A 25748-nucleotide genomic window follows, 5' to 3' on the forward strand; every position below is an offset into this window, starting at 1 on the left:
TCGGACTTGCCCTGGCGGACGGCCCCCAGCTTGTGGGTGGTCTTGCTGATCTCGCGGTCGATGCTGCGCGGTGTCGGGCTCGCCCATGACGTGAGGACTCCTCAGCGATTGAAGGGGAAAGCCGCAGCTCAGGCGGCTGAGAACCCTAGGTAGGCGCACACCAGGCACATGCCGAAGGAGGTCGGGCGGTATCTCGGGTGTGGGCCGCTACGGTGTTCGGCATGAACGGGGAGCCAGCAGTCAGAACGCGGCCGTGCAAGTGGTGCGGGATACCGGTGCAGCAGCCGCGCAGCCGGTGGCGCAGACGGCGGTTCTGCAGCAAGTCACACCGCCGCAGAAACCGCATCTTCGATGCGGTCTGGAACTTCCTGGACAGCCTGTAGCGGACGTCAGGCGACGACGCGCTTCCATGCCTGCCGCAGTCGGACCTCAGAGGCGGAGTGGCCGGCGGCGCGGAACCGCGCGGCCATCTCGCGGTAGGACAGGGCCGGGGTCTCGCTGTGCTGGATCTCGTCCACCAGTGCGTCAAGCTCCGCGTCGGTCAGCGCAGGGCCGGCCGCGAGCGGCGCTCGTCCGGATCGGGGATCCGGGGCAGCGCCGCGGGGGTCTGCTCCAGCATGGCCCGGGCGATGCCGCCCAGCTCCCGCATGCCCTCCGGCGCGGGCACGGACGTCAGCCGCCGCAGCAGACCCGCGATGACCAGGACCGCCTCATGGATGTCGGCGACCCGGGACAGCATCCGGTGCGAGTCGAGGCGTTCGAGGAGCATGGTGCCGGTCGGCTCGTCGTGCCGCAGCAGCCGTACGGCGTCGGCTCCGTCCCAGCGGCGCAGGGCGACGGGCTCGCCCACGCTCTCCTCGTCGAGGAGCTGGAGCTTCAGCACGGCCCGGGTGCCGTCGGCCGCCACGACGGGCAGGACCAGCGCGCACACCCCGTGCATCGGCGGCCCGTCGACGCGCAGCTCCCAACGCTCCAGGAAGGCCGCCACCAGGTCCGGCAGACCCGTGACGAAGGCCCGCCCCGCCTCGCCGTTGATCTTTACCTGTTCTGTCACCAGCGCGCCCGGAATGTCGATCACCTTCCGGACGATACTTGCGGATGTGAATCGGCTCCCGCGGTTTTCCGGTGTGCGGCGGGCGGTGTGGTCGTACGTCCGCAGCGCGCCCGGCACCTCTGTGTGGCTGGCGGTCCTGTTCTTCACCACGGTCGCCCTGCACCACATGTCCCCGGAGTTCGAGCAGGAGTTCCTGCGGCAGCGGTCGACCAACCTCCACGAGCTGTCCCGGCACCCCGTGCGGGTGCTGATCGCAAGTGCGATGTGGATCGACGGCGGGCACTGGCTGCCGTACGCGGTGCTGTACTCCGTCTTCCACGCGCAGGCCGAGCGCTGGCTGGGGACCTGGCGCTGGCTGACGGTGTGCGTGGCGGCGCATGTGCTGGCCACCCTGGTCAGCGAGGGCGCGCTGCTCAAGGCGATCCGGGACGGGATGGCACCGGCGTCCTCGGTCAACACCCTGGATGTCGGGGTGAGTTACGCCCTGGCGGGGGTGGTGGCGGTGCTCGGCTACCGGATCCGCGGGCCATGGCGGTACGCGTATCTGGCGGTCGTGCTCGCCTTCTTCGCGGTGCCGCTGACCGCCGGGCCGACCTTCACGGACTTCGGTCACTTCGTCGCCGTCCTGATCGGGCTCGGCTGCTATCCGTTGGTCAGAGGGCGCGGAAGAGTGCGGAATCCGAAGGAGACAGACACCGTTTCCCCGGATAACGTCCGGCCATGAGCACCTCGGCAAGCGATGTCGTGAACGGCGGGATCTCCTACTGGTACGCGGACGACGGACTCCCGGCCGTGCGGGAGCCGCTCGGCGGCGACCGGTCCGCCGACGTCGTGATCGTCGGCGGCGGCTACACCGGACTGTGGACGGCGTACTACCTGAAGAAGGCCGCCCCCGATCTGCGGATCACCGTCCTGGAGCAGCGGTTCTGCGGCTACGGCGCCTCCGGCCGCAACGGCGGCTGGCTCTACAACGGCATCGCGGGCCGCGACCGCTACGCCGCCCTGCACGGCCACGAGGCCGCCGTACGGCTCCAGCGCGCCATGAACGACACCGTCGCCGAGGTGGTGCGGGCGCTCGCCGAGGAGGGCGTCGACGCCGACGTCCATGTCGGCGGCGTCCTGGAGGTGGCCCGCACCCCCGCGCAACTGGCCCGCCTCAAGGACTTCCACGCGCACGAACTGGCGTACGGCGAGACCGACCGCGAGCTGTACGGCGCCCGGGAGACCGCCGAGCGGCTGCGGATCACGGGGGCCGTCGGCTCGACGTGGACCCCGCACGGGGCGCGCGTGCACCCGGTGAAGCTGGTCAAGGGGCTCGCGGCGGCCGTCGAGGCGCTGGGCGTCGAGGTGTACGAGTCGACGCCGGTCACCGAGATCCACGCCGGACGGGCCGTGACCCCGTACGGCACCGTGCGCGCACCGTACGTCCTGCGCTGCACCGAGGGCTTCACGGCCGCGCTGAAGGGCGAGCGGCGGACCTGGCTGCCCATGAACTCCTCGATGATCGCCACCGAGCCGCTCACCGACGAGCAGTGGGCGGCCGTCGGCTGGGCGGGCCGGGAGGCGCTCGGGGACATGGCGCACGCCTACATGTACGCCCAGCGCACCGCAGACGGCCGGATCGCGCTCGGCGGGCGCGGGGTGCCGTACCGCTTCGGCTCGCGCACCGACCACGACGGCCGCACCCAGCCCGAGACCGTCGAGGCGCTGCGGGAGATCCTCGTCGCCTTCTTCCCGGCGCTCGCCGGGGTGCGGATCGCGCACGCCTGGTCCGGGGTGCTCGGTGTGCCGCGCGACTGGTGCGCCACGGTCACCCTCGACCGGGCCTCGGGTCTCGGCTGGGCGGGCGGTTACGTCGGCTCGGGCGTCGCCACCACCAACCTGGCCGGGCGGACCCTGCGCGACCTCGTGCTCCTGGACTTTGGCCGGGGCGGCAACACCGACCTCACCGTGCTGCCCTGGGTCGGCCACAAGGTGCGCCGCTGGGAGCCGGAGCCGCTGCGCTGGCTGGGCGTCCAGGGCATGTACGCCACCTACCGCACCGCCGACCGCCGCGAGACGCAGACCCACAGCGCGGGTTCCTCACGGCTGGCCCGGCTCGCGGACCGGGTGGCGGGGCGGCACTGAGGTCCTGACGGGGGTGCCGGTGTTCAGCCCACCGACTCCGGGACCGCCTCCTGGGACGGGACCTCGTGTTTCGGGGGTCTCGCCGTCACCATCAGGCCCGCGACCAGGCCCGCGAGGAGCATGATCCCGGCGGCCCACCAGATGGCGACCGTGTAGCCGTGGACGATGCCCTCGCGGGTGACCGCGGCGCGTTCGGCGGGGCCGGTGAGGTGGGCCGTGATGTAGGCGGCGCTGCTGGTGGTGGCGATGGTGTTGAGCAGCGCCGTCCCGATGGAACCGCCCACCTGCTGCGAGGTGTTCACGGTGGCCGAGGTGACGCCCGCGTCCTTCGGGGCGACGCCCGCGGTGGCCGTGGCGAAGACCGGCATGAAGGTCAGGCCCATGCCGAGGCCCATGAGCAGCAGCGCGGGCAGGATCTCGCTGGTGTAGGAGGAGTCCACCGTCATCTGGGTGAGGATCACCATGCCGCTCGAGGCGAGGATCATGCCGGGGACCATCAGCGCGCGCGGCTGCACCCGGCTCATCAGCCGGGCCGAGATCTGGGTGGAGCCGAAGATGATCGCGAGGGTGAGAGGCAGGAAGGCGAAGCCGGTCTTCATGGGCGAGTAGCCGAGGATGACCTGGAGGTAGTAGGTCATGAACAGGAACAGGCCGAACATGCCGATGACGGCCAGCATCATCGTCAGCAGGCAGCCCGCGCGGTTGCGGTCCTTGATGATGTGCAGCGGCAGCAGGGGGCTGGGGGCGCGCTTCTGCCACCACACGAAGGCCGCGAGCAGGACGGCCCCGCCCGCGAACAGCGACAGCACGAACGGATCGCTCCAGCCGCGCGACTCGGCCTCGCTGAAGCCGTAGACGATCGCGAACAGACCGCCGCACCCCAGGATCACCCCGGGCACGTCGAGACGGGCCGGGTGGCCGGGGGAGTCGTGCAGCAGGACGGACGCGCCGAGCACCGCGACGATCGCGATGGGCACGTTCACGTACAGGCACCAGCGCCAGTCCAGGTACTCGGTGAGCACTCCGCCCACGATGAACCCGATCGCGGCGCCGCTGCCGGCCAGGGCTCCGTAGATGCCGAAGGCCTTGCCGCGTTCCTTGGGGTCGGTGAACGTCGTGGTGAGCAGGCTGAGCGCGGAGGGCGCGAGGACGGCGGCGAAGACGCCCTGGAGGGCGCGGGCGCCGAACAGCATCCCCGGGTCGACTGCCGCGCCGCCGAGCGCGGAGGCGCCCGCGAAGCCGATCAGCCCGATGACGAAGGTGCGTTTGCGGCCCACGAGGTCGGCGATCCGGCCGCCGAGCAGCAGCAGGCCGCCGAAGGCGAGGGTGTAGGCGGTGATGACCCACTGGCGGTTGCCGTCCGAGATGCCGAGGTCCCGCTGGGCGGAGGGAAGCGCGATGTTCACGATCGTCGCGTCCAGGACGACCATCAGCTGGGCGAGGGCGATGATCACCAGTCCCCACCAGCGGCGGGGGTCGGGCTCCGTCGAGGGTTCACCTGTCCGGGTGACACTCATTTGCCCAGAAGACCATGAATCGGGATGTATCGCATCCCCGTTCGACGGCTTCGGTGCTCCGCTCAGGAGACCCACTCTTCGACCTCAAGCGGACTTGAGGTCAAGGGCGGGCCGGGATTGTCAGTGGCGGGGTGCACGATGGGGGGCATGGCGAGGCGAGCGAGCGGTGGGACCGGCAGGGCCGGTGGCGCGGGAGTGAAGGGGGCGCGGCGGCCGGAGGTGCGGCTGCCCGCGCTGGAGCCGTACGGGGGAGGGGAGCTGGAGCCCGACGGGGACTACGACGGGGTGGAGTTCCGTGAGCGGGACCTCGCCGGGCAGGACGGCGCGGGGGCCCGCTTCATGGACTGCGCCCTGACGGAGTGCGCGCTGGACGGCACGGGACTCGGACACGCCCGCTTCCTCGACTCGGTCCTCACCGGCGTCCGGGGTGTCGGCACCGACCTCGCGGGGGCGACCCTGCGCGACGTCGAGCTGGCCGAGGCCCGTCTGGGCGGCACGCAGCTGTACGGCGCCGAGCTGGAGCGGGTGCTGATCCGCGGCGGGAAGATCGACTTCCTGAACCTGCGGCAGGCGCGGCTGCGGGACGTGGTGTTCCAGGGCTGTGTGCTCGTCGAGCCGGACTTCGGCGGGGCCCGGCTGGAGCGGGTGGAGTTCGTGGACTGCGCGGTGCGGGCGGCGGACTTCACGGCGGCGACCCTCACCGACGTCGACCTGCGCGGCGCGGCCGAACTGGGCATCGCGTCGGGCGTGGACCGCCTGTCGGGCGCGGTGATCAGCGCGGCCCAGCTCCTCGACCTGGCACCGGTACTGGCGGCCCAACTGGGGCTCAGGGTGGAGGGATAGGGCCCTTCTGTCGGATCTCCGGGGCGTCAGGCGATGCGGGGGAAGCGGGCCTGGAGGGTCCAGATCGCCGGGTTCTCGCCCAGGTCCTCGTGCAGGTCGATCAGATCGGCGAGGAGGTCGTGGAGGAAGTCGCGGGACTCCCGGCGCAGTTCGGTGTGGGAGAAGGTCAGCGGGGGTTCCTCGGCCGGCATCCAGTCGGCCTCGACGTCCACCCAGCCGAAGCGGCGCTCGAAGAGCATGCGGTCGGTGGACTCGGTGAAGTCCAGCTCGGCGTACTGGGGGCGGGAGGCGCGCGAGCCCGCCGGGTCCCGGTCGATCCGCTCCACGATGTCGCACAGCGCCCAGGCGAAGTCCAGCACCGGTACCCATCCCCAGGCTGTGGACAACTCCCGGTCCGCCTTGGTGTCGGCGAGGTAGACGTCACCGCAGAACAGGTCGTGCCGCAGCGCGTGGACGTCCGCACGGCGGTAGTCGGTCTGCGGCGGGTCGGGGAAGCGGTTGGAGAGGGCGTAGCCGATGTCGAGCACGAGGGTGATGGTGTCATGCCCTCGTAGGATCGCGGTTGTGCCCCGATACGTGCGCTCCGTCCTCGCGCTGCTCCTCCTCACGGCCACGGCCTGCTCCGGCGGCGGGCGGGGAGCCGACGGGGCGGCGGGCGTCGGCGACCCGTACTTCCCGAAGGCCGGCAACGGCGGCTACGACGTCACGCACTACGACCTGACCCTCGCCTACGACCCGAAGGGCCGCCCGGCGCTGACCGGCTCGGCGGCGATCACGGCCCGCGCCACGCAGGACCTCGACTCCTTCCACCTGGACCTGAAGGGGCTGAGCGTGGAGGAGGTCACGGTCGAGGGCACCCGGGCCGGCTGGAGCCGCACGGGCCAGGAGCTGAGCGTGAACCCCGCCCACGCCCTCGACAAGGGGGAGACGTTCCGGGTCACGGTCGCCTACTCCGGCACCCCGCGGCCGGTCACCGACCCCGACGGCTCGCAGGAGGGCTGGCTGCGCACGGCCGACGGCGCCCTGGCCCTCGGGGAACCGGTCGGCTCCATGGCCTGGTTCCCCGGCAACCACCACCCCTCCGACAAGGCGTCGTACGACATCGCGGTCACCGTCCCGAAGGGCCTGACGGCCGTCTCCAACGGCGAGCCGGCCGGGGAGAGGACCGTCGGCGACCGCAGCACCTACACCTGGCACACCGCCGAACCCATGGCGAGCTATCTGGCCACCGTCGCGATCGGCCGCTACACCGTCACCCGCTCCACGACGAAGGACGGCCTGCCGGTGTACGTCGCGGTCGACCCGGCGCAGGTGTCCGCGAGCCGCGAGGTGCTCGCCCGGCTGCCGGAGGTCATGGACTGGGCGCGGAACAACTTCGGCCCCTACCCCTTCGCCTCCACCGGCGCGATCGTCGACCGCCCGGAGGACTCCGACTACGCCCTGGAGACCCAGAACCGCCCCGTCTTCGCCGGCGCCCCCGACACCGCCACCCTCGTCCACGAGATCGCCCACCAGTGGTTCGGCGACTCCGTCACCCCGAGGACCTGGCGCGACATGTGGCTCAACGAAGCCTTCGCGACCTACGCCGAATGGCTGTGGGAGGAGGACGAGGGCGGCGCCACGGCGGAGGAGACCTTCACCGACCTCTACGACAACGGCGAGGACGACTACCCCGGCCTGTGGGACTTCCCGCCCGGCGAGCCCCCGACCGCCGAGGACATCTCCTCCGACCCCGTCTACCAGCGCGGTGCGATGGTCGTCCACCGCATCCGCCAGACCGTCGGCGACGACACCTTCTACGACATCGTCCAGGGCTGGACCGCCGCCCACCGCCACGGCACCGCGGACGCCGACGACTTCACCGCGTACGTCGAGGGACAGGCGCCGGACGAGGACTTCGACGAGATCTGGGACGACTGGCTGTACGGGGAGGGCAAGCCGGAGCGGAGAGGGTAGTCCGCGGGTGCCCTCGCCGCGGTGTGCTCAGCCCTCCTCGTCGAACCGGTCGAGCAACCGCGCCAGATGGGGCGGCCACACGGGCTCGGCGGGCGTGCGCAGCTCGTTCCGCGTCCACCAGCGCCAGGACAGGATGCCGTCGGCGGCGTGGGCGGCGGCGAGGTGCGGTCCGGACGGCTCCCGGTGCGGGCCGCGGGCGACGTAGATGTGGTCGTGCTGGTGGACGTGGACGCCGAAGTGGGTGAAGTCGTGCTCCCAGGTGCCCAGCAGCGGTCCCGGTGTGAGATCCGCCCACCCCGTCTCCTCCCGCAGTTCGCGCAGGGCTCCCTCCGGCGCGGTCTCGCCCGCCTCCAGCCCGCCGCCGGGCAGTGCCCAGTGCGGGCCGGTCCCGTCGTTGTCGTACCGGAAGAGGAAGACGCCGCCTTCTGGGTCGAGCACGGCGACCCGGGCGGTGTGGCGGAGCGCACGGAGCTGTTTGCGCAGGACGGAGCACGGGCGGCCGAGTTGCAGATCGGGCCGGTGCCCGATGACCTCGTAGCCGAGGGCCGTCCAGAAGGCGAGCCCCTTGGGGTTGGCGTCGAGCACGGCGAGCCGTACGGCCGTACGACCGCCGGCGCGGAAGCGTTCCGCCACGCGCTCGGCGATCCGCCGCCCGTACCCCTGCCCGTGCGCCCCCGCGTCGACCATCAGCAGCCCGATCCAGGGATCCGGGTCGGCCGGGTCGGGGTGGTGGGCCAGGGTGATCGCCACCCCGACCAGCCGCCCCTCGCTCCTCGCGAGCAGCACCTCCACGTCCGGGTTCGCCAACTCCTCGGCCAGCGCCCGGGCCACCTGCTCCGGCCGGATGTCGTCCGGATCCGGGAAGTCACCGCTGAGCGACTGGAACTCGCGGTTCGAGGCGTACAGCGCGGTGAGTTCGGTGAGCAGCGGGGCGGGGAGGTCGTGGTCGGGGGCGAGGGGGAGCGGTTCGAGGATCACGGGGGGCAGGCTAGTCGGGCGGGCCGGGGTCAGGGCTTCGGGCCGCCGAAGCCGTGTTCCGAGAGGTCGAACCAGTTGCCTTCCGGGTCCATCGCGCGGTACTCGGCGAAGGGGCGGTTCGTGAAGCGTTCCGCCGGCTTGGGGGTGCCCGCCTCGGTCAGGGCGGTCGACACCGTCTCCGTGTCGGCGATGTGGAAGCCGAAGTGGTTCATGCCGACCGGGGTGTCACCGTCGAGCCGGTGCTTGATCAGGGCCAGGGAGAGATGGCCGTCGGAGAGGAAGCAACTGCCGTCGGGGTCCCGGTGGAAGAGCTCCAGCGAGAAGACCGAGGCGTAGAAGTCGGCCAGTTTCTCCGGGTCCCTCGCCACGATCGCCAGGTGGCGGAGCCTGGGGCGGGCGGGCTCGCGCGGTGCGGCGGGGGCGGCCGGGATCATGTTGTGGAAGGCGGTGATCCGCCAGCCGCCCTCGGCCGGCTCGGCTCGCTCCACCACCGCCAGCGCGTGGGTCGTGGCGAGCGCCGAGCCGTCCGCCGCGTGGATCGTCGACTCGGCGTCCACCGTCGCCAGACCGGGGCGGAGCGGGCGTATGCCCCGGACGCGGGCCGCCAGGCGGGTGTCCGCGTACGGGCCGGCGAACAGGGCGGCGTGGCCCTCCTCGATGCCGGTCCGGCCCTGCGGCTTGTCGCCGCGGACCGTGGTGAAGTCGCAGTCGGCGGCGAACACGGAGGCGAACAGCGGCGCGTCGGCCGCCGCCCAGCCCCGCGCCATGGTGTCCCACAGGGCGCGGATCGCCGCCTCGTCCGGCGTGCTGGGCGTGCTGGGCGTGTTCGGCGTGTTCGGCGTGCCCGGCGTGTTCGGGGTGTTCGGCGTGGTGGCGTTCTCGGCGGTCATGCGCCCACCTTCGTTCGGGTGCGGATGCGTAAGGGGAGTGCGGTGAGTTCGGTGCCGCAACGGGCCGGGGACCAGGCCGCCAGCGCGTGGTAGAAGGCGTTGTCCCGGCGTTCCAGGTAGCAGATGACGTTGATGGGCCAGGCCGTCTGGGCGAAGACATGGCGGTCCATCGGGGTGGGCCGCTCGCTGAGGACCAGGCCGCGTTCCTGTGGCGGGCCGATGCGGTGCCAGTCGGGGTGCATATGGATCGAGCCCAGCAGCTCCAGCCCGAGGGTCTCCGCCTCCCGGGAGGCCTTCAGCAGGTCACGGGAGTCGACCCACCAGGCCCGGTGCTCGTTCTCGTACGCCGCTCCGAAGCGCGGGACGATCGTCTCGCTGAACTCGCGGCGGGCCGAGGGGTCCGTCGTGCGGGCGTTGCGGCCGAAGGCGACGCGTTCGACGTGCAGGGTCGCGGGGCCGGCGGTGCCGAGGAGGAGGGCGAAACAGGGAAGCGGGGTCGCGGGGGTGATGAGCTGGTACTCGCCGACGGCGGCGGTGAGGAAGTCGTCGAGCGCCTCGTCGTCCATCAGGATCGTGGGGATCGTGAGGGGACCGCCGTCGGTGGCCGTACAGTGCGCGTCCGGCTGGCCCGGCCCGTCGGGTTCGCCGGATCTCTGCGACCCGTTCGATAAGTCGGGGTTCGGGGATGTGGGGGACATGGCCGTTCGGCTCCGTTTCTCGTGGGGGACGAGCAGAGCCTAGGGGGTGGTGTTTGAAACTTGCAGTGAATCGGCCATGCGTGGGGTCATCCCTCTGTGCCCGGACACGCGCGAGGGGCCCTGGCGTGAACCGGGGCCCCTCGATGGCTTGATCCGTCGCTGGATCAGACGTTGACGCCGAAGTCCTGGGCGATGCCGACCAGGCCGGAGGCGTAACCCTGGCCGACCGCGCGGAACTTCCACTCAGCGCCGTTGCGGTACAGCTCGCCGAAGACCATGGCGGTCTCGGTCGCCGCGTCCTCGGAGAGGTCGTAGCGGGCGATCTCGGCGCCGCCGGCCTGGTTCACGATGCGGATGTAGGCGTTGCGGACCTGGCCGAAGTTCTGCGAGCGGTTCTCCGCGTCGTAGATCGAGACCGGGAAGACGATCTTGTCGATGTCGGCGGGGAGGCCCGCCAGGTTGACGTTGATCGCCTCGTCGTCGCCCGCGCCCTCGCCGGTGCGGTTGTCGCCGGTGTGGACGATGGTCTGGTCCGGGGTCTGCTTGTTGTTGAAGAAGACGAAGTGGGCGTCGGAGTAGACCTTGCCCTGGGTGTTGACCGCGATGGCGGAGGCGTCGAGGTCGAAGTCCGTGCCGGTGGTGGTGCGGACGTCCCAGCCGAGGCCCACGGTGACGGCGGTCAGGCCCGGAGCCTCCTTGGTGAGCGAGACGTTGCCACCCTTGGACAGGCTTACAGCCATGGTTTGGGACCCTTCCCTCGGTTCAGGTACGGCAGAAAGCTACAGCTACCGGTATGAACGCCAAGAGGGGTACACAAGGTTCCAGGTCTCTTTGCTTTCTTTACCCGGGAATTTCGGATGACGCGGCCATGCCCGGCGGGCGACCATGGGGGACATGTCCGGTCCCTATCTCATCCGCGGTTCCGTCCCGCTCCCCGAGGCCGAGCTGGCGTGGCGTTTCTCGCGGTCCTCGGGGCCGGGCGGGCAGCACGTCAACACCAGTGACTCGCAGGTGGAGCTCCGCTTCGACCTGGCCCGCACCGAGGCCCTGCCCGAGGTGTGGAAGGCGCGTGCGCTGGAGCGGCTCGCGGGCCGTCTGGTCGACGGCGTGATCGTCGTACGCGCCTCCGAGCACCGCTCGCAGTGGCGCAACCGCGAGACCGCCGCCGTACGCCTCGCGGCGCTCCTCGCCGAAGCCACCGCCCCGCCGCCCAAGCCCCGCCGCCCCACCCGCATCCCCCGCGGCATCAACGAACGCCGCCTCCGACAGAAGAAGGCCCGCTCGGAGACCAAGCAGGGCAGAAACGGCCGCAACTGGACCTGACACCGGCCCCGGCCGAAGGGGCCCCGGCCCACGGGTCCCGGCCCACGGGTCCCGGCGGAAGGGGTCTTGTCCGAACTGGCCTCTCCCGAACGGTCCTTTCCCGAAGGGGTCCTGGCCGAACGGGCCTCCCGAACGGGTCCTGGCCGAACGGGCCTCTCCCGAGGGGGTCCCGGCCGAACGGGCCCCTCCCGATCTGGTCCAGCAGGTCGGTCGCCGAGGCCAGGGGCTGATGGACACCGAACGGGTGCCTCCCGAACCGCCCTCCCGAACCGACCCCTCCCGAACCGACCCCTCTCGCACGGGCGCCTCTCGCACGGGCGTCTCCCGCACGGGTCCTGGCTGCACGGATCCCGGCCGAGGGGTCCCGGCCGAACCGGCCCCTCGAACGGGCTCCGGCCGAGGTCCCCGCTGACAGCGGGTCGGCGGAACCCGCCCGGCCCACGCTGGCTCCGTCTTGTCGAGCAGTCGCCCCCGGCCCAGTGCAGCTCTCCTCGCCAGCAGCCCGCCCCCGCCCACCCCAGTTCCCCCGTCGAGCAGCCCACCCCTCAGGGCCCAGTGCAGCTCTCCCCGCCGAACAGCGCGCCCCGCCCGCCCCCAGCTCTCCCACCGAGCAGCCCACCCCTCAGGGCCCAGTGCAGCTCTCCCCGCCGAGCAGAGCACCCCGCCCACCCCAGCTCCCCCACCGAGCACCCCACCCCCATCGATGTGACATTGGAGCGCGAGGGTCGGCAGCGAGGAGTGGTGTGATGGTCGTACGGCAGGCGGAGCAGGTTCGGCGGGTCGAGCTCGACGGTGGGGACGTCACCTTGTCCGGGCTGCTCGCGCTTCCCCCGGACGGCGTACCACCCCGGGCCGTCCTCGTCGCCCTCCACGGCAGCGGTATGACCGCCGGCTACTTCCACGGCCAGGCCGAGGCCTCGACCTCCCTCCTCACGCTCGCCGCCGACGCCGGCTACGCGGCCCTCGCCCTGGACCGCCCCGGCTACGGCCTCTCCGCGCGCTCGCTGCCGCACGGACTGTGTCTCGCCGAGCAGGCCCGGTGCGTGCGGGCGGCCGTACGGGCGTACGCCGACGGACACGGGACCGGGGCCGGATTCCTGCTGGTCGGGCACTCGCTCGGCGGCAAGGTCGCGCTGACCGTGGCGGCCACGGCGGGCAAGGACGACCGGCTGCTCGGGGTGGACGTCTCCGGGGTCGGCGCCCGCTGGGCCGTACCGCCCGACCGGCTGGCCGCCCTGCGCGACCGTCCCGACCCCCGGCTGCACTGGGGGCCGCTCACCCTCTACCCGCCGGACACCTTCCGTCTCGCGCGCCGCTTCCTCACGCCCGTCCCGGCGCGGGAGGCCGAGGAGATCCCCGGCTGGCCCGGCCGCTACGCCGATGTGGCCCGCCGTATCCGCGTCCCCGTGCGGTTCACCTTCGCGGAGTACGAGCGCCTGTGGGCCTGGGACCCGTCGGCCCTGCGCGAGCTGACCCGCTCCCTCACCGCCCCCCTGGTCCGCGTCGACCACGAACCGGACGCGGGTCACAACATCAGCCTCGGCCGCTCCGCCCGCCGCCACCATCTGCGCCTGCTGGACTTCCTGGAGGAGTGCAGGACACGGGCCGCCGCCTGACACTCAGTCCAGGCCCAGCACCCCCACCACCTCGCCCTCGCTCAGCTCGCCCGTCCGGCGGAAGCCGAGTCGCAGATAGAACTCCCCGGGCCCGTGCTCGCCCTCGTGCCAGGTGACGTACAGCTCCTTGCCGCCCCGGCGGCGGATCTCGTCCGCGACCGATTGCACGGCGAAACGGCCGTATCCCATGCCCTGCTCCCGGGCCGCGATGTTCAGCCGCCACAGACCGGACCGGAACAGGGTGCCGTCGAGCCGCCAGTCGATGTCGAAAAAGGCCATCAGGAAGCCGACCGGACGGTCACCGTCCATGATCAGCCGGGGCCAGGCCGTGCCGGGGTGCACAAAGGCCTCGGCGAGCGACTTCACGACGGGTGCGACTGCGAATTCCTGCTCGGGTGCGACCCTGACGGCGAGAGCCGCGTCGAGATTCGTGGAGGTGATTTCTTCGAGCCTGAGAGAAGTCCCCGATGTGTTCGCCATCCGGGCAAAGTAAGGCGGCCGGTCAACACCCGGCCACTGAATTCCCGTTCAGCCCAACTGCCGGTACCGGCCGCGGAAATACAGCAGCGGACCGCCGTCCGCACTCGGCATCCTCGCCTTCAGCACCCGGCCGATCACGAGCGTGTGGTCGCCCGCCTCCACCCGCTGCTCGGTCCGGCACTCCAGGGTCCCCAGCGCACCGCCCACCAGGGGCGCCCCGGTCGCCTCGCCGCGGACGTACGGGACGTCCTCGAAGAGCAGCCGGTCGCTGAGCCGGCCCTTCATGGCGAACCGGCCCGCGATGTGCCGCTGGCTCTCGGAGAGCACCGACACCGCCCACAGCGGCTGTTCGTCCAGCAGGTCGTCCATCCGGGAGCCCGTGCGCAGGCTGACCAGCACCAGAGGCGGGTCCAGGGAGACCGAGAGGAACGCCGTCGCCGTCATGCCGGCGTACTCGCCGTCCGGCGCCCCGGGGTCGTCCGGGTCCAGCGGCGGCTCCTGCGCGGTCACCAGGACCACCCCGCCGGCCAGCCGGGACATCACCGCGCGGAACTCTTCGCTGCTCACTCCCCCAGGATGCCCAAAGACGGGGACGGCAGGGGTCTTCAGTACGTCGGTAGCCACGCCCGGAACGCTAGTGTCGGTGCCGGGCCCGCCGCATCGGACCTCGGTCCGAGTAGGGTCGTAGGTCCGTGGACCGATTTGTTGTGTGCGTGCTGTGTTCAGTAAACACACAGGGAAAACGCAGAAACTCCACTCAAATGTTCAGGTTCGTCTGTGACTTGAGTCACAAGACGCATTAATTGTTGACCCTGTGTACCGAGTGGGCAGCGCGCTGTGATTCAGTGGCGGAGGTGTCACTAGGACATACGCAACGGACTGGAACGACAGAAACGAACGTTACGCCGAAGACAACCCTTGATTCGCTGCGAAGTCTCGGGGGGAGGGCGAAGCATGGAGACCGAGTCGGAGCCGTACGTCCGTCTTGCGTCCCTGCGACAGCTGCACCAGGCCATGGCCGAGACGAACGCGGCCCGCAGCCTGGCCGAAACACTGCAGACCGTCGCCGACGGTGTGGTCACCGCGCTGGGCTACGAGCTCGCGTGCGTCAACCTCGTGCGCCCCGACGGGGATCTCGTGGTGGCCGCCTTCTCCGGGAACCCCGCCGCCGAGGCCCTCATCACCGGCCGGGTCGGCTCCCGTGAGTCCTGGGAACGCCGACTGAACATGGGCGAGACCTGGGGCGATCTGGTCTTCATACCCCACACCGAGGGCTGGATCCTCGACGACGACGACGTCCCGCAGTGGTACACCGACGGGCCCGCCCCCCGCTTCGAGGACGAGTGGCACCCCTCCGACCGGCTCTTCGCCCCGATGTACACCCCCGCCCCGCCCGGCGGCGGCACCTGCGGTGAACTCATAGGCGTCCTGTCCGTGGACCGGCCGCGCAACGGCCGCCGGCCCGGCGCCTGGGGGCGCGAGGCGCTCCAGATGTACGCGTTCCAGGCCGCCATCGCCATTAGCAACGCGCGTCTACGTGCGAATATGCAGCGGGCACTGGTCCGCCTCGAACGGGAGCAGCAGGCGCTGCGCGCCAGCGAGGAGTCCTTCCGCCAGGCCTTCGAGTACGCCCCCTCCGGCATGGCGATAGCCGAGATGGGCGGCGACCAGCACGGGCGGATCCTGCGCACCAACGACGCCCTGTGCCGGCTGCTCGGCCGCCCCGCCTCCGCGATGCGCCGCTACTCGTTCTCCGACCTCGTCCACCCCGAGGACATAGGCACCCTGCTCCGCACCTCCGCCGAGGGCGGGCGCGCCGAACTCCGCCTCGGCCGCCGGGACGGCACCTACGTCTGGGTGTCCCTGCGCAACTCCGTCGTCGCCGACGCCGCCGACGGGCCCCGCTTCCTCCTCACCCATGTCGAGGACATCGAGGAGCGCAAGCGCCGCGAGCTCCAGCTCGCCCACCGCGCCTCCCACGACTCCCTCACCGGCCTGCCCAACTCGGCCGAACTGCGCTCCCGGCTCTCCGCCCGGATCTGCCAGCGCCCCCAGTCGACCCACCCCGCCGCCGCCGACGCCATGGACCAGAGCTACGGCCACCCCGCCTTCGACGCCAACGGCCACGGCTTCGACTACCGCCCCGCCGGTGCCGAGTCCTACGACGGCTACGACCACCACGTCCACACCGCCGCCCCCGAGGACGGCACGCGCGACGACGGCGCCAAGGGGCTCGCGGTCCTCTTCTGCGACCTCGACGGTTTCAAGTCCATCAACGACCGGTTCGGGCACAACGCGGGCGACGCGGTGCTCATCGAGGTCGCCCGGCGGCTGTCGCGGGCCGTCCGTGACGGCGACACCGTCGCCCGGCTCGGCGGCGACGAGTTCGTGATCCTCGCCGACGGCCTCGGCCGCGCCGACGCCGCCGACCTCGCCGTACGGCTGCGCAACGAGATCATCCAGCCGATCCGCGCCGAGGGCCGGGCCGTCCGGGTGGGCGCCAGCTTCGGCATCGGCTGGGCGCACTGCGGGATGACCGCCGACGAAGTCCTGAAATCCGCCGACGAGCGCATGTACGTCGAGAAACGATCTCGTCCCAGACAGCACAGACGTGCGGGGTGAAACTCCGACGAACCGCCAGGTCAGCCCCCAGGTCGCCGAGGTGATGCGATCCGGGTCACCCGTTCGGGGCAGCTGGACCGGGTAGGCTCGCCATTCGCACCTTGCAACGCATCAGCCCCGCACCTGTTGAGGAGTACGAAGGGATGACGCCCGGCAACAACGGCGCGAGTACGCCCGAGGACGACGACCCGTTCGGCTACCTCTACGCCGACGGCCAGGCCAACGGCGCCCAGCCGCCGTCCGGCGGTGGCTACGGCTACCCCAACTCGGTCAACAGAGTGCGTGCGGTCGGTGAGCGCCAGTACGGACAGCCGCAGCAGCAGACCGCGCAGTACGGGCAGTACGGCCAGCCCACGGTGCCCCAGCAGGGTGCCTACGGCCAGCCGAACGCGAACTACGCCGCACCCGAGACCTTCCCCGGCCCGGGCGGCCCGACCGGCCGTCAGCAGCCCGTACCGGGCGGCGGTGGCGGCCGTGGCCGCGGCCCCAACACCAAGGGCCTGCTGATCGGCGCGGTCGCGGTGGTCGCCGCGGTCGTGATCGGCATCGCGGTGGCCATGGCCAACGGCGACTCCGACACCGGCGACAACAACCAGGCGGGCAACCAGGTCTCCCCCTCGACCTCCGCCTCCGCGAGCGCTTCCCCGAGCGAGTCCTCCACCGGCGAGGCCGCGCAGGAACTGCCCACCATCGACGCCAAGGCCCTCAAACTCGACGGCGGCGCCTCGCTCGCCTCCGACGTCGAGGGCGCGCAGGCGGACGGCGGGATCTACGTCAGCAACCTGAACAACCAGGGCGCCTCGGTGACCTGGACGGTCAACGGGATCCCCTCCGACGGCACCTACACGGTCTTCGCGCACTACAGCACCGCCGGTGAGGACCAGTCGATGACGCTCACCATCAACGGCAAGGCCTTCGGCAGCAAGTTCAACCTGGAGAACTACGCCCACGCCGAGGACGGCGACTTCGCCAAGGGCTGGACGACGACGTACTCGTGGCCCACCCTCACCAAGGGCACGAACACGATCAGCCTGTCCTGCGGGAACGGCGACAAGTGCGACATTCTCCTCGACCAGATGTGGCTGAAGAAGGGCCAGGTCAAGAAGTAGCGCCCGGAGCCACCCAGCCGGTTCTGCCGGCCCAGGTCGCCGTCTTGGACACCCGCTGTCCGGGGACGGCCGGGCAGGCTGGGTCAGGCCGCGGTGGCCTCGGTCGTGACCGTGATGTGGTCCAGGAGGTCCTCGTAGGCGGGGCGGTCGAAGTCGCCGGCCGTCGGGGCGAGGACGGTCGCCGCGGACAGGGCGACGGCCCGGGCCAGCCGGTCCGGCCAGGGGAGGCCCTCGACGAGGGCCGAGAGGAGGCCCGCCGCGGCCGAGTCGCCCGCGCCCGTGGGGTTGCCGTGGATGCGGGTGGGCGGGGTGGCGCGCCAGCGGCCCTCGGCGGTCGCCGCGATCAGGCCCTCGGGCCCCAGTGAGGCCACCACGGCCTGCGCGCCCCGCCGGCGGGCGTCCTGGGTCGCCCTCAGCGGCTCGTGCGAGCCGGTGAGTTCGGCCAGTTCGTCGGCGTTCGGCTTGACCAGGTCCGGGCGGGCGGCGACCCCCCGGCGCAGTGGCTCCCCGCTCGTGTCCAGCAGGACCGGCACCCCCGCGGCCCGCGCCTTGCGCACCAGGCCCGCGTACGCCCCCACCGGCACCCCCGGCGGCAGACTCCCGCACAGGGCCACCGCGTCGGCGTCGGCGACCAGATCCTCGTACGCCTCCTGGAAGGCGGACCACTCGGCCGGGGTGATGAGCGGCCCGGGCTCGTTGAGCTGGGTGGTGTCACCGGTGCGGGTGTCGACGACGGCGACCGTGCGGCGGGTGGCGCCGGACACCGGCAGGAGCGCGTCGCCGATCGACATCGGGAGCCGTTCCCGGACGACCCGCCCGGTCGCCCCGCCCGCGAAACCGGTGACCGTCACCTCGTGCCCCAGCGCGGCCAGCACCCGTGCCACGTTCAGCCCCTTGCCGCCCGGACGCTCCGTCATCTCCGTCACCCGGTGCGCGGTGTGCGGGCGCAGGACCGGGACGCGGTACGTGATGTCGAGAGCGGTGTTCAGCGTGACCGTGAGGATCACCTGTGCCGACCTCCCCCGGGTTGTGCCGTGTGCGTGACTGTTTCCGGGGCCTGATCATGCCAAAAGGACGGCGACCGGCCCAGACCCCCGGTCGGTCACCGTCCTCGGAAGAGGGTACTTTTCAGCCCAGTTGGGGACGCACCACCCAATCGCCCTTGCGCATCACGCCCTTGACGTCGAAGTTCTCGTCGAGAAGGACCAGGTCGGCGTCCTTGCCGGGGTCCAGGGAGCCCACGGTGTCGTAGAGGCCGAGGACGCGGGCCGGGGTCGCGGACAGCGCGGTGACGGCGTCCTCCACCGGGAGGCGGTCGACGGTCACCGCCCGCTTGAAGGCGCGGTCCTGGGTCAGGGTCGAGCCGGCGATCGAACCGCCCTCCACCAGCCGGGCCACCCCGTCGCTGACCTCGACCGCCAGCGGTCCCAGCAGATAGCGGCCGTCGCCGATGCCGGCCGCGTCCATCGCGTCGGTGATGAACGCGACCCGGTGGGCCCCCGCGTGACGGAACGCCAGGGCCAGGGAGGCGGGGTGCAGATGGGTGCCGTCGTTGATCAGCTCGACCGTGATCCGCTCGTCCTGGAGGAGGGCGGCGATCGGGCCGGGGGTGCGGTGGCCGAGCGGCGGCATCGCGTTGAACAGGTGGGTGGCGACCGTCGCGCCCGCCTCGATGGCCTGAACCGTCTGCTCGTACGTCGCGTCCGTGTGCCCCACCGCCGCGATCACGCCGTGCTCGACGAGCAGCCGTACGGAGTCCAGGCCGCCCGGGAGTTCGGTGGCGAGGGTGACCATGCGGGCCGCGCCGCGCGCCGCGTCCAGCAGCTTGCGGACGTCCGCCGGGTCGGGGTCGCGCAGCAGCGCCTCGGAGTGGGCGCCCTTGCGGCAGGGCGAGATGAACGGGCCCTCGAAGTGGATGCCGGCCAGGTCGCCCTGTTCGGTCAGCTCGCTCAGCAGGCCGGCCTGGCGGACCAGGACGTCCATGTCGTCGGTGACGGTGGAGGCGACGAGGGTGGTGGTGCCGTGCCGGCGGTGGGTGCGGATCGCCTTCTGTACGTCGTCCGCCGTGCCGGAGAAGGAGGCTCCGCCTCCGCCGTGGTTGTGGAGGTCCACGAAGCCGGGGACCAGCCAGTGGCCGGATACGTCGATCACCTGCGCGTTCGCCGGGGAGGCGCCGGTGAGGTGCCGGCCCTCGACGGCGACCTGGCCGCCCTTGACGGTCCCTGTGGGCGTGACCACGTGCGCACCGGCGAGCACCAGGGGGGTGCCGGCTGTTGCGGGCTGCGGGAGCGTTGTGGCTGGTCGCGCAGTTCCCCGCGCCCCTGGGGGCGTTGCCGTCACGTGGCTACCTCCGAACTGTCGATGGTGTGGTGGAGAAGATCCCAGGCCAGCAGGCCCGCGCCGCGGCAGCCCGCGGTGTCGCCCAGGGCCGCCGGGACGATCTCCGGGAGTTTCTGGAAGGTGACCCGGGCGCGGACGGCGTCCCGGAGGGGGGTGAACAGGGTGTCCCCCGCCTCCGCGAGGCCGCCGCCGATGACGAGGGTGCGCGGGTCCAGCAGGGTGAGGGCGGTGACCAGGCCGTCGGCGAGGGCGTCCACCGCCCGCTGCCAGACCCGGACGGCGTTCGGGTCGCCGGACACGACCGCCTTGGCGCAGTCCGCCGCGTCCGCCTCCGGGTCCCCGCAGGCCGCGGCCCAGGCCTCGGACACCGCCGCCGCCGAGGCGAACCGCTCCAGACAGCCGAGCTGCCCGCAGGGACACGGGGTCCCGCCGGGCCGTACGACGACATGGCCGATCTCGCCGGCGAAGCCGTGCGCCCCCGCCTCCACCCGGCCGTCGACGCCGATCGCGCCCGCGATGCCGGTGCCCAGGGCCACGAACAGGAAGCGGTCCGCGCCCCGGCCCGCGCCGACCCGGCCCTCGGCGAGTCCGCCGGTGCGCACGTCGTGGCCGAGGGCGACGGGGATGCCGAGGCGTTCGGCGAGGAGCGTGCGCAGGGGGAGGTCCCGCCAGCCCAGGTTGGCCGCGTAGACGGCGATGCCGTCCGCCTCGTCGACGATGCCGGGCACGGCGACACCGGCGGCGGCCGCGGGCTCGCCGAGCCGCTCGACGCCGTGCGCGCGCAGGTCGGCGGCGAAGCCGAGGATGGCGTCCACCACCGCGTCGGGGCCGCGCTCACGGCCGGTGGGCCGGCGGTCCTGGTGCAGGAGGGTGCCGTCGGCGCCGACCAGCGCCGCCTTCATCCCGGTGCCGCCCACGTCGAGGGCGATGACATGTCTCACGGGAACAGTGTGGACCGAGGAACCGTAAGAGGTCTAGTCCACTTACCCGTCTTGGGGGTACGGTGCCGCCTCATGAGACCCAAAAGAGGTCTAGTCCACCCACATGGTGTAGACCTTGTTCCGGATATCGGACCCATTGGTATGAACAATCAATTCGAGATCGAGGGGCAACGCGTGCACCGGCGGGCAGGGAAGTCAGTGACGGCGATCGTGGGCGGACTGTCCACGCTGGGCCTGGCGGCGGTGCTGTCCGGCTGCGGACTGACCGCGGGGTCCGGGCACACCACCCTCAGACTCGTCGCCGCCGACTACGGCGACAGCGCCTCCAACAGCTCGGAGAAGTACTGGGGCGCGCTGGTGACGGCGTACGAGAAGAAGCACCCGGACGTCACCGTCGACGTCACCGTCTCCTCCTGGAACGACGTCGACGCCAAGGTCAAGGCCATGGTCGACGCCGGGCACCCGCCCGACATGGCGCAGATCGGCTCCTACGCCGACTACGCGGCCGCCGACCAGCTGTACAAGGCCGACGACCTGCTCTCCGTCACCGTCCAGGCCGACTTCGTGCAGCAGCTCGCCGCCGCCGGCAAGGTGCGGGGCATGCAGTACGGCATGCCGTTCGCCTCCTCCACCCGGCTGCTCTTCTACAACAAGACCCTCTTCGCCGAGGCCGGGATCACCCCGCCGACCACCTGGGCCGAGCTCGCCGAGGATGCCGGGAAGCTGAAGGCCGAGGGCGTGAAGTACCCCTACGCGCTGCCCCTCGGGCCCGAGGAGGCGCAGGCCGAGACCCTCCAGTGGCTGCTCAGCGGCGGAGGCGGCTACGCCCAGGCCGCCGGCGGCTACAGCATCGACTCGACCGAGAACGTCGAGACGTTCGACTGGCTGAAGGACAAGCTGGTCGGCAAGGGGCTCACCGGGCCGGTCGCACCGGGCTCGCTCAACCGCGCGGACGCGTTCGCGGCGTTCGCCGACGGACAGGTCGGCATGCTCAACGGGCATCCGTCCCTGATGAAGATGGCCCAGAAGACCGGCGTGAAGTTCGGCATGGTGCCGATGCCCGGCGTCGACGGCCCCTCCAAGGTCGCCATGGGCGTCGCCGACTGGATGACCGCCTTCAAGAAGAACGGGCACGCCGAGCAGATCGGCCAGTTCCTCGACTTCGTCTACAGCGAGCGGAACGTGCTCGGCTTCTCCCGCGAGTACGACCTGCTGCCCGTCACCACCTCCGCCTCCCAGATCATGAGCACGGCCGAGCAGGACGCCGCGCTGCGGCCCTTCCTGGAGGAACTCCCGCTCGCCGAGGTCTACCCCGTCGGGCGGACCTCCTGGGCGCAGGTCAGCGCGGCCGTCAAGAAGGGCATCGGAAAGGCCGTGACCCGCTCCGGCGACCCGGCGACCGTCCTGTCCGACCTCCAGTCGGCGGCGATGACCGCGGAGAGCGCCGCCGGGGAGTGAGCCGACTGTCGGTGGCCGGGGTTACGGTGCGGAGGAATACGGGAGCGCCGGAGGTGCGGGGAATGCCGGAACAGCCGGAACAGCTGGAGACGAGGGAACGGAACATCCTCGCCCTGGAACGCCGCACCTTCCCCGGCCCCGGCGCCAAGGAACGCGCCGTCCGGGAGGAACTCGGCCTCTCCCCGGTCCGCTACTACCAACTCCTCAACGCCCTCCTGGACGACCCGAGGGCCCTGGCCCACGACCCGGTGACGGTGAACAGACTGAGAAGGGTCCGGGAGACCAGGCGCGGCGACCGATAGTGTCGCCTAGTGTCGCCGTATGGGCACCCAAGAGACGCACTCAACGGACCCCGTACCCACGACCCCGGCCGGCCGTGAGGCCCTCGCCGCGATCCTGGCGCGCCCCGCCGCCACCCTCGTCGCCCTCGACTTCGACGGCACGCTCGCGCCGATCGTCGAGAACCCCGAGGACGCCCGCGCCCACCCCGACGCCCTCCCCGCCCTCACGGCCCTCGCCCCCAAGGTCGCCGCCGTCGCCGTCATCACCGGCCGCCCCGCCGAGGTCGCCGTACGCAACGGCGGCTTCGCCGGCGCCAGGGGACTGGACCATCTCACCGTCCTCGGCCACTACGGCGCCGAACGCTGGGAGGCCCGCACCCAGGAGATCACCGCTCCCGCACCCCACCCGGGCGTCGCCGCCGTCGGCGCCGAACTGCCCGCCGTCCTGGAGAGCGCCGGCGGATGGCAGGGCGTCCGGGTGGAGGAGAAGGGCGGCCGGGCCGTCGCCGTGCACACCCGCCGCGCCACCGACCCCCTCGCCGCCTTCGAAGCCCTCCGCGAGCCCCTCGCCGCCCTCGCCGCCCGCCACGGCCTGATCGTCGAACCCGGCCGGTACGTCCTGGAGCTGCGCCCGCCCGGCATGGACAAGGGCGTCGCCCTCCTCGACCACGTCCGCGCCACCGGCGCCGGAACCGTCCTCTACGCCGGCGACGACCTCGGCGACCTCCCCGCCTTCGCCGCCGTCGAGAAACTCCGCCAGGACGGCATCCCCGGCCTCCTCGTCTGCAGCGGATCCACCGAGGTCACGGAACTCGCGACCCGGGCCGACCTCGTCGTCGACGGCCCCACCGGCGTCGTACGCCTCCTCCGGGACCTGGCCGGTCAGCTGGGCTGAAGGTCCCGCAGGGCCGTCAGCTGGTCCAGGAACCACTGGGCCGGAGGCAGCGCGGTCGCGGCGGCGGCCAGCCGTTTGACGCGCTCCGCGCGCTCCTCCGGCTTCATGGTCAGGGCCTCGTGCAGGGCGCGGGCCGTCTCCAGGATGTCGTACGGGTTCACGACGAGCGCGTCCTCGCCCAGCTCCCAGTACGCCCCCGCCTCCCGCGACAGCACCAGCGCGCAGCCCTCGTCGGAGACCACCGGGACCTCCTTGGCGACCAGGTTCATCCCGTCCCGGATGGGGTTGACCAGGGCCACGTCCGCGAGGCGGTAGGCGGCGAGGGAGCGGGCGAAGTCGTCCTCCAGGTTCAGCAGGACCGGGGTCCAGCCCGGGGTGCCGTACCGCTCGTTGATCTCCGCCGACAGCCGCGCCACCTCCGCCGTGTAGTCGCGGTAGACGGCGAGATCCTGGCGGGAGGGGTAGGCGAAGGCGATGTGGACGACCCGCTCCCGCCACTCGGGGTGGTCGTCGAGCAGCTGCCGGTACGCCAGCAGACCGCGCACGATGTTCTTCGACAGCTCGGTGCGGTCGACCCGGACGATCGTCCTGCGCCGCTCGCTGCCGGAGCCCGCGCCGCCGATCTCCCCGCGCAGGACGGCCATCCGCTCCTGCACGTCCGGCCGGTGCGAGCGCTCGCGCAGGAAGTCGGCGTCGGCGCCCAGACCGTGCACCCCGATCCGCGTGCCGCCCGTGCCGCCCACGTACTCCGCGCAGCACGCGGTGAACGCGTCCGCCCAGCGCCGGGTGAGGAAGCCCAGCCGGTCCGCGCCGAGCATGCCCCGCAGCAGCCGCTCCCGGATGTCCGTCGGCAGCAGCCCGAAGTAGTCCACCGGCGCCCACGGCGTGTGCGAGAAGTGCCCGATCCGCAGGTCGGGGCGGAGCGCGCGGAGCATCCCGGGGACCAGACAGAGGTGGTAGTCCTGCACGAGGACCGCCGCCCCCTGCCCCGCCTCCTCCGCCAGCGCCTCCGCGAAGGCGCGGTTGTACGTCTCGTACGACGCCCACTGGCGCCGGAACTCCGCGTCGAAGGCCGGTTCCAGCGGGGTCTGGTACAGCAGGTGGTGGATGAACCAGAGCACCGAGTTCGCGATGCCGTTGTAGGCGTCCGCGTGCACGTCGGCCGGGATGGGCAGCATCCGCACGCCCTCCTCGCCGACCCCGCGCCGGACCGCCTCCCGGTCGCCGTCGGACAGTGCCGAGCACACCCACAGGGCGCCCGCCTCGGGGCCGATGGCCGACAGGCCGGAGACCAGCCCGCCGCCCCCGCGTTTCGAGCGCAGCGAGCCGTCCTCGCCCACCGTGTAGGAGACCGGGCCGCGATTGGACGCGACCAGCACCTGAGCACCCCGAGCAGCAGCGTCGTGCGTGGAAGCCATACGCCTCAACCTAGCCCGGCAGGGAAACGCTCAAACGTACGGTGGCGCTGCGTAGGCGGGTCATATCCGGCCGTATATCGCCGTATACGACCCGCCCTCCGTGTTACGCGACGGTGTTACGCGACCTTCCGCGACTGGTACTCCGCGATCTCCGCCATCGGCGGCCGCTCCTCCGTGTCCACCGAGTACGTACGCGGCTCGAAACCGTCGGAGCCCCGCTCGAACTGGGTGAGGGAGGGGCGGACGAGGTGGCCGCGGGCCAGGCGCAGCTGGGCGGTGCGGTAGATCGCCGCCGCCATCCGGCCGAGGGCCTGTCCGTCCTGGTGCCGGTGCTTGCGCACCCCGACGTCGACCTGCGCGAGCGCGTCGAGGCCCACCAGGTGCAGCGCGTCCACCAGCATGCCCAGTTCGACCCCGTACCCGACGGGGAACGGCAGCTGTTCCAGCAGGCTGCGGCGGGCCGCGTACTCCCCGCCGAGCGGCTGCACGAAGCCGGCCAGCTGCGGCCAGTGCAGGTTCAGCAACGGGCGCGCCATCAGCTCGGTCACCCGGCCGCCCTGCCCCGCCGCGCCGCCCAGCGGACGGTCGTACATGCCCTTGACCAGGTCCACGCCCGGATCGGTGAGCAGTGGACCGACGATGCCCGAGACGAAGTCGGAGGAGAACTCCCTCAGATCGGCGTCGACGAAACAGACGATGTCCCCGCTCGTGACGAGCAGGGAGCGCCACAGCACCTCGCCCTTTCCGGGCACGGCCGGGATGCGGGGCAGGATGGTGTCGCGGTGGACGACCCGGGCGCCGGCCGCCGCCGCGACCGCGGCCGTGCGGTCGGTCGAGCCCGAGTCGACGACGACGATCTCGTCGACGAGCGGGACCTGCTGCATGAGGTCGTGACGGATGATCGCGACGATGTCGCCGACCGTCTCCTCCTCGTTCAGCGCGGGCAGGACCACGGAGACCGTCCGGCCCGTGGCACGCTTGGCCGCCAGGATCCGGTGCAGCGGGCGATCGGTCACGGACCAGGAGCGGGTGGCCAGCCAGCGCTCGGCTTCTTCCAGCACAGTCTGCGGCTCCTCACTGTCACGACCACACTGCAAGGTGTGATCCATCTCGCGGTACGGACGACTATCTCAACTGTCCTGGCCGTCGGTTACAGTCTTGAACAACGCGGATGACCATCGCATGTCCTCCGGCGTCCACAA

24 protein-coding genes and 2 pseudogenes are annotated in these 25748 nt (G+C 71.9%); 11 read left to right on the top strand and 15 right to left on the bottom strand.

Going from position 1 to position 25748, the window contains the following annotated elements:
• Positions 1 to 389: 389 nt before the first annotated feature.
• Together AQJ64_RS46455 and AQJ64_RS26435 are read right to left on the bottom strand one after the other, a co-directional pair.
• Positions 390 to 563: pseudogene (locus tag AQJ64_RS46455) on the bottom strand (protein spdB); the annotation flags it as partial.
• A pseudogene (locus AQJ64_RS26435) lies at positions 563 to 1078 on the bottom strand (aminoglycoside phosphotransferase family protein); the annotation flags it as partial. The pseudogenes AQJ64_RS26435 and AQJ64_RS46455, both read right to left, overlap by 1 nt.
• On the opposite strand from AQJ64_RS26435, the gene AQJ64_RS26440 reads away from it, so the two are divergent.
• Both AQJ64_RS26440 and AQJ64_RS26445 read left to right on the top strand, forming a co-directional pair.
• Positions 1068 to 1778, top strand: a complete 711-nt coding sequence (locus AQJ64_RS26440) for a rhomboid-like protein (RefSeq protein ID WP_240512564.1) — start codon at positions 1068 to 1070, stop codon at positions 1776 to 1778. The pseudogene AQJ64_RS26435 and the gene AQJ64_RS26440 overlap by 11 nt on opposite strands.
• Positions 1775 to 3181: an NAD(P)/FAD-dependent oxidoreductase gene (locus tag AQJ64_RS26445; protein ID WP_206189670.1), complete on the top strand. Its 1407-nt coding sequence runs from the start codon at positions 1775 to 1777 to the stop codon at positions 3179 to 3181. Before AQJ64_RS26440 ends, AQJ64_RS26445 begins: the two co-directional genes overlap by 4 nt.
• Positions 3182 to 3204: 23 nt before the next feature.
• On the opposite strand, the gene AQJ64_RS26450 is transcribed toward AQJ64_RS26445, so the two are convergent.
• Positions 3205 to 4698 carry an MFS transporter gene (locus AQJ64_RS26450; RefSeq protein ID WP_079061951.1) on the bottom strand — a complete coding sequence of 498 codons (1494 nt, stop codon included), beginning with the start codon at positions 4696 to 4698 and terminating at the stop codon, positions 3205 to 3207.
• 147 nt (positions 4699 to 4845) lie between these two features.
• Here AQJ64_RS26450 and AQJ64_RS26455 point away from each other — a divergent pair, with 147 nt between their 5' ends.
• On the top strand, positions 4846 to 5541 hold the full coding sequence (locus AQJ64_RS26455; protein ID WP_079061952.1) for a pentapeptide repeat-containing protein: 696 nt from the start codon (positions 4846 to 4848) through the stop codon (positions 5539 to 5541).
• A 26-nt stretch (positions 5542 to 5567) separates the two neighbouring features.
• Here the strand turns inward: AQJ64_RS26455 and AQJ64_RS26460 are convergent, their stop codons facing one another.
• Positions 5568 to 6068, bottom strand: coding sequence for a hypothetical protein (locus tag AQJ64_RS26460; protein WP_055633188.1), 501 nt, complete (start codon positions 6066 to 6068; stop codon positions 5568 to 5570).
• Between the two features lie 7 nt (positions 6069 to 6075).
• Here AQJ64_RS26460 and AQJ64_RS26465 point away from each other — a divergent pair, with 7 nt between their 5' ends.
• A complete protein-coding gene (locus tag AQJ64_RS26465) occupies positions 6076 to 7497 on the top strand; it encodes a M1 family metallopeptidase (RefSeq protein ID WP_240512565.1) in 1422 nt (473 codons plus the stop codon).
• A 27-nt stretch (positions 7498 to 7524) separates the two neighbouring features.
• On the opposite strand, the gene AQJ64_RS26470 is transcribed toward AQJ64_RS26465, so the two are convergent.
• The 4 genes from AQJ64_RS26470 to AQJ64_RS26485 all read right to left on the bottom strand — a co-directional run bounded on the left by AQJ64_RS26470 (position 7525) and on the right by AQJ64_RS26485 (position 10803).
• A complete protein-coding gene (locus tag AQJ64_RS26470) occupies positions 7525 to 8475 on the bottom strand; it encodes a bifunctional GNAT family N-acetyltransferase/NUDIX hydrolase (RefSeq protein ID WP_059203038.1) in 951 nt (316 codons plus the stop codon).
• Between the two features lie 29 nt (positions 8476 to 8504).
• Positions 8505 to 9365 (bottom strand): SgcJ/EcaC family oxidoreductase, encoded by an 861-nt coding sequence (locus AQJ64_RS26475; protein WP_079061953.1) that lies wholly within the window; start codon positions 9363 to 9365, stop codon positions 8505 to 8507.
• Positions 9362 to 10063: an MPN domain-containing protein gene (locus AQJ64_RS26480; RefSeq protein ID WP_240512803.1), complete on the bottom strand. Its 702-nt coding sequence runs from the start codon at positions 10061 to 10063 to the stop codon at positions 9362 to 9364. Before AQJ64_RS26480 ends, AQJ64_RS26475 begins: the two co-directional genes overlap by 4 nt.
• Before the next feature lie 164 nt (positions 10064 to 10227).
• Positions 10228 to 10803 (bottom strand): TerD family protein, encoded by a 576-nt coding sequence (locus AQJ64_RS26485; RefSeq protein WP_055636540.1) that lies wholly within the window; start codon positions 10801 to 10803, stop codon positions 10228 to 10230.
• A 145-nt stretch (positions 10804 to 10948) separates the two neighbouring features.
• Between AQJ64_RS26485 and arfB the strand changes: the two genes are divergently transcribed.
• On the top strand, positions 10949 to 11386 hold the full coding sequence (arfB, locus tag AQJ64_RS26490; RefSeq protein WP_055636539.1) for an alternative ribosome rescue aminoacyl-tRNA hydrolase ArfB: 438 nt from the start codon (positions 10949 to 10951) through the stop codon (positions 11384 to 11386).
• 746 nt (positions 11387 to 12132) lie between these two features.
• The gene (locus AQJ64_RS26495) at positions 12133 to 13002 is read left to right on the top strand and encodes an alpha/beta hydrolase (protein WP_055638637.1); all 870 of its coding nucleotides are present in this window, start codon (positions 12133 to 12135) and stop codon (positions 13000 to 13002) included.
• 3 nt (positions 13003 to 13005) lie between these two features.
• Here the strand turns inward: AQJ64_RS26495 and AQJ64_RS26500 are convergent, their stop codons facing one another.
• Together AQJ64_RS26500 and AQJ64_RS26505 are read right to left on the bottom strand one after the other, a co-directional pair.
• Entirely contained in the window at positions 13006 to 13482 is a 477-nt protein-coding gene (locus AQJ64_RS26500; RefSeq protein WP_055638636.1) for a GNAT family N-acetyltransferase, read from the bottom strand.
• 48 nt (positions 13483 to 13530) lie between these two features.
• Positions 13531 to 14049 carry a flavin reductase family protein gene (locus tag AQJ64_RS26505; RefSeq protein ID WP_055638635.1) on the bottom strand — a complete coding sequence of 173 codons (519 nt, stop codon included), beginning with the start codon at positions 14047 to 14049 and terminating at the stop codon, positions 13531 to 13533.
• A gap of 387 nt (positions 14050 to 14436) precedes the next feature.
• Between AQJ64_RS26505 and cdgB the strand changes: the two genes are divergently transcribed.
• Both cdgB and AQJ64_RS26515 read left to right on the top strand, forming a co-directional pair.
• The gene (gene cdgB / locus AQJ64_RS26510) at positions 14437 to 16104 is read left to right on the top strand and encodes a diguanylate cyclase CdgB (protein ID WP_059203039.1); all 1668 of its coding nucleotides are present in this window, start codon (positions 14437 to 14439) and stop codon (positions 16102 to 16104) included.
• Positions 16105 to 16247: 143 nt separating this feature from the next.
• Positions 16248 to 17213, top strand: coding sequence for a carbohydrate-binding protein (locus AQJ64_RS26515; RefSeq protein WP_055638594.1), 966 nt, complete (start codon positions 16248 to 16250; stop codon positions 17211 to 17213).
• A gap of 83 nt (positions 17214 to 17296) precedes the next feature.
• Here the strand turns inward: AQJ64_RS26515 and AQJ64_RS26520 are convergent, their stop codons facing one another.
• The 3 genes from AQJ64_RS26520 to AQJ64_RS26530 form a co-directional block, all read right to left on the bottom strand.
• On the bottom strand, positions 17297 to 18220 hold the full coding sequence (locus tag AQJ64_RS26520) for a 1-phosphofructokinase family hexose kinase (RefSeq protein ID WP_055638593.1): 924 nt from the start codon (positions 18218 to 18220) through the stop codon (positions 17297 to 17299).
• Between the two features lie 121 nt (positions 18221 to 18341).
• Complete coding sequence (gene nagA / locus AQJ64_RS26525; protein WP_055638592.1) at positions 18342 to 19469, bottom strand: N-acetylglucosamine-6-phosphate deacetylase; 1128 nt, start codon at positions 19467 to 19469, stop codon at positions 18342 to 18344.
• 80 nt (positions 19470 to 19549) lie between these two features.
• Positions 19550 to 20494: an ROK family protein gene (locus AQJ64_RS26530; protein ID WP_079061954.1), complete on the bottom strand. Its 945-nt coding sequence runs from the start codon at positions 20492 to 20494 to the stop codon at positions 19550 to 19552.
• A 141-nt stretch (positions 20495 to 20635) separates the two neighbouring features.
• On the opposite strand from AQJ64_RS26530, the gene AQJ64_RS26535 reads away from it, so the two are divergent.
• The 3 genes from AQJ64_RS26535 to otsB all read left to right on the top strand — a co-directional run bounded on the left by AQJ64_RS26535 (position 20636) and on the right by otsB (position 23128).
• The gene (locus AQJ64_RS26535) at positions 20636 to 21952 is read left to right on the top strand and encodes an extracellular solute-binding protein (protein ID WP_099054156.1); all 1317 of its coding nucleotides are present in this window, start codon (positions 20636 to 20638) and stop codon (positions 21950 to 21952) included.
• Positions 21953 to 22014: 62 nt separating this feature from the next.
• Positions 22015 to 22254 (top strand): DUF3263 domain-containing protein, encoded by a 240-nt coding sequence (locus tag AQJ64_RS26540; RefSeq protein WP_055638591.1) that lies wholly within the window; start codon positions 22015 to 22017, stop codon positions 22252 to 22254.
• Between the two features lie 19 nt (positions 22255 to 22273).
• Positions 22274 to 23128 (top strand): trehalose-phosphatase, encoded by an 855-nt coding sequence (gene otsB, locus AQJ64_RS26545; RefSeq protein WP_059203040.1) that lies wholly within the window; start codon positions 22274 to 22276, stop codon positions 23126 to 23128.
• On the opposite strand, the gene AQJ64_RS26550 is transcribed toward otsB, so the two are convergent.
• The gene (locus AQJ64_RS26550) at positions 23116 to 24546 is read right to left on the bottom strand and encodes an alpha,alpha-trehalose-phosphate synthase (UDP-forming) (RefSeq protein WP_059203041.1); all 1431 of its coding nucleotides are present in this window, start codon (positions 24544 to 24546) and stop codon (positions 23116 to 23118) included. The two genes, otsB and AQJ64_RS26550, sit on opposite strands and share 13 nt — an antisense overlap.
• Before the next feature lie 116 nt (positions 24547 to 24662).
• Complete coding sequence (locus AQJ64_RS26555) at positions 24663 to 25607, bottom strand: glucosyl-3-phosphoglycerate synthase (protein ID WP_055636799.1); 945 nt, start codon at positions 25605 to 25607, stop codon at positions 24663 to 24665.
• Between the last annotated feature and the right edge of the window lie 141 nt (positions 25608 to 25748).

Origin of the sequence: Streptomyces griseoruber (genome assembly GCF_001514205.1) — a bacterium.
Classification (GTDB): domain Bacteria; phylum Actinomycetota; class Actinomycetes; order Streptomycetales; family Streptomycetaceae; genus Streptomyces; species Streptomyces griseoruber.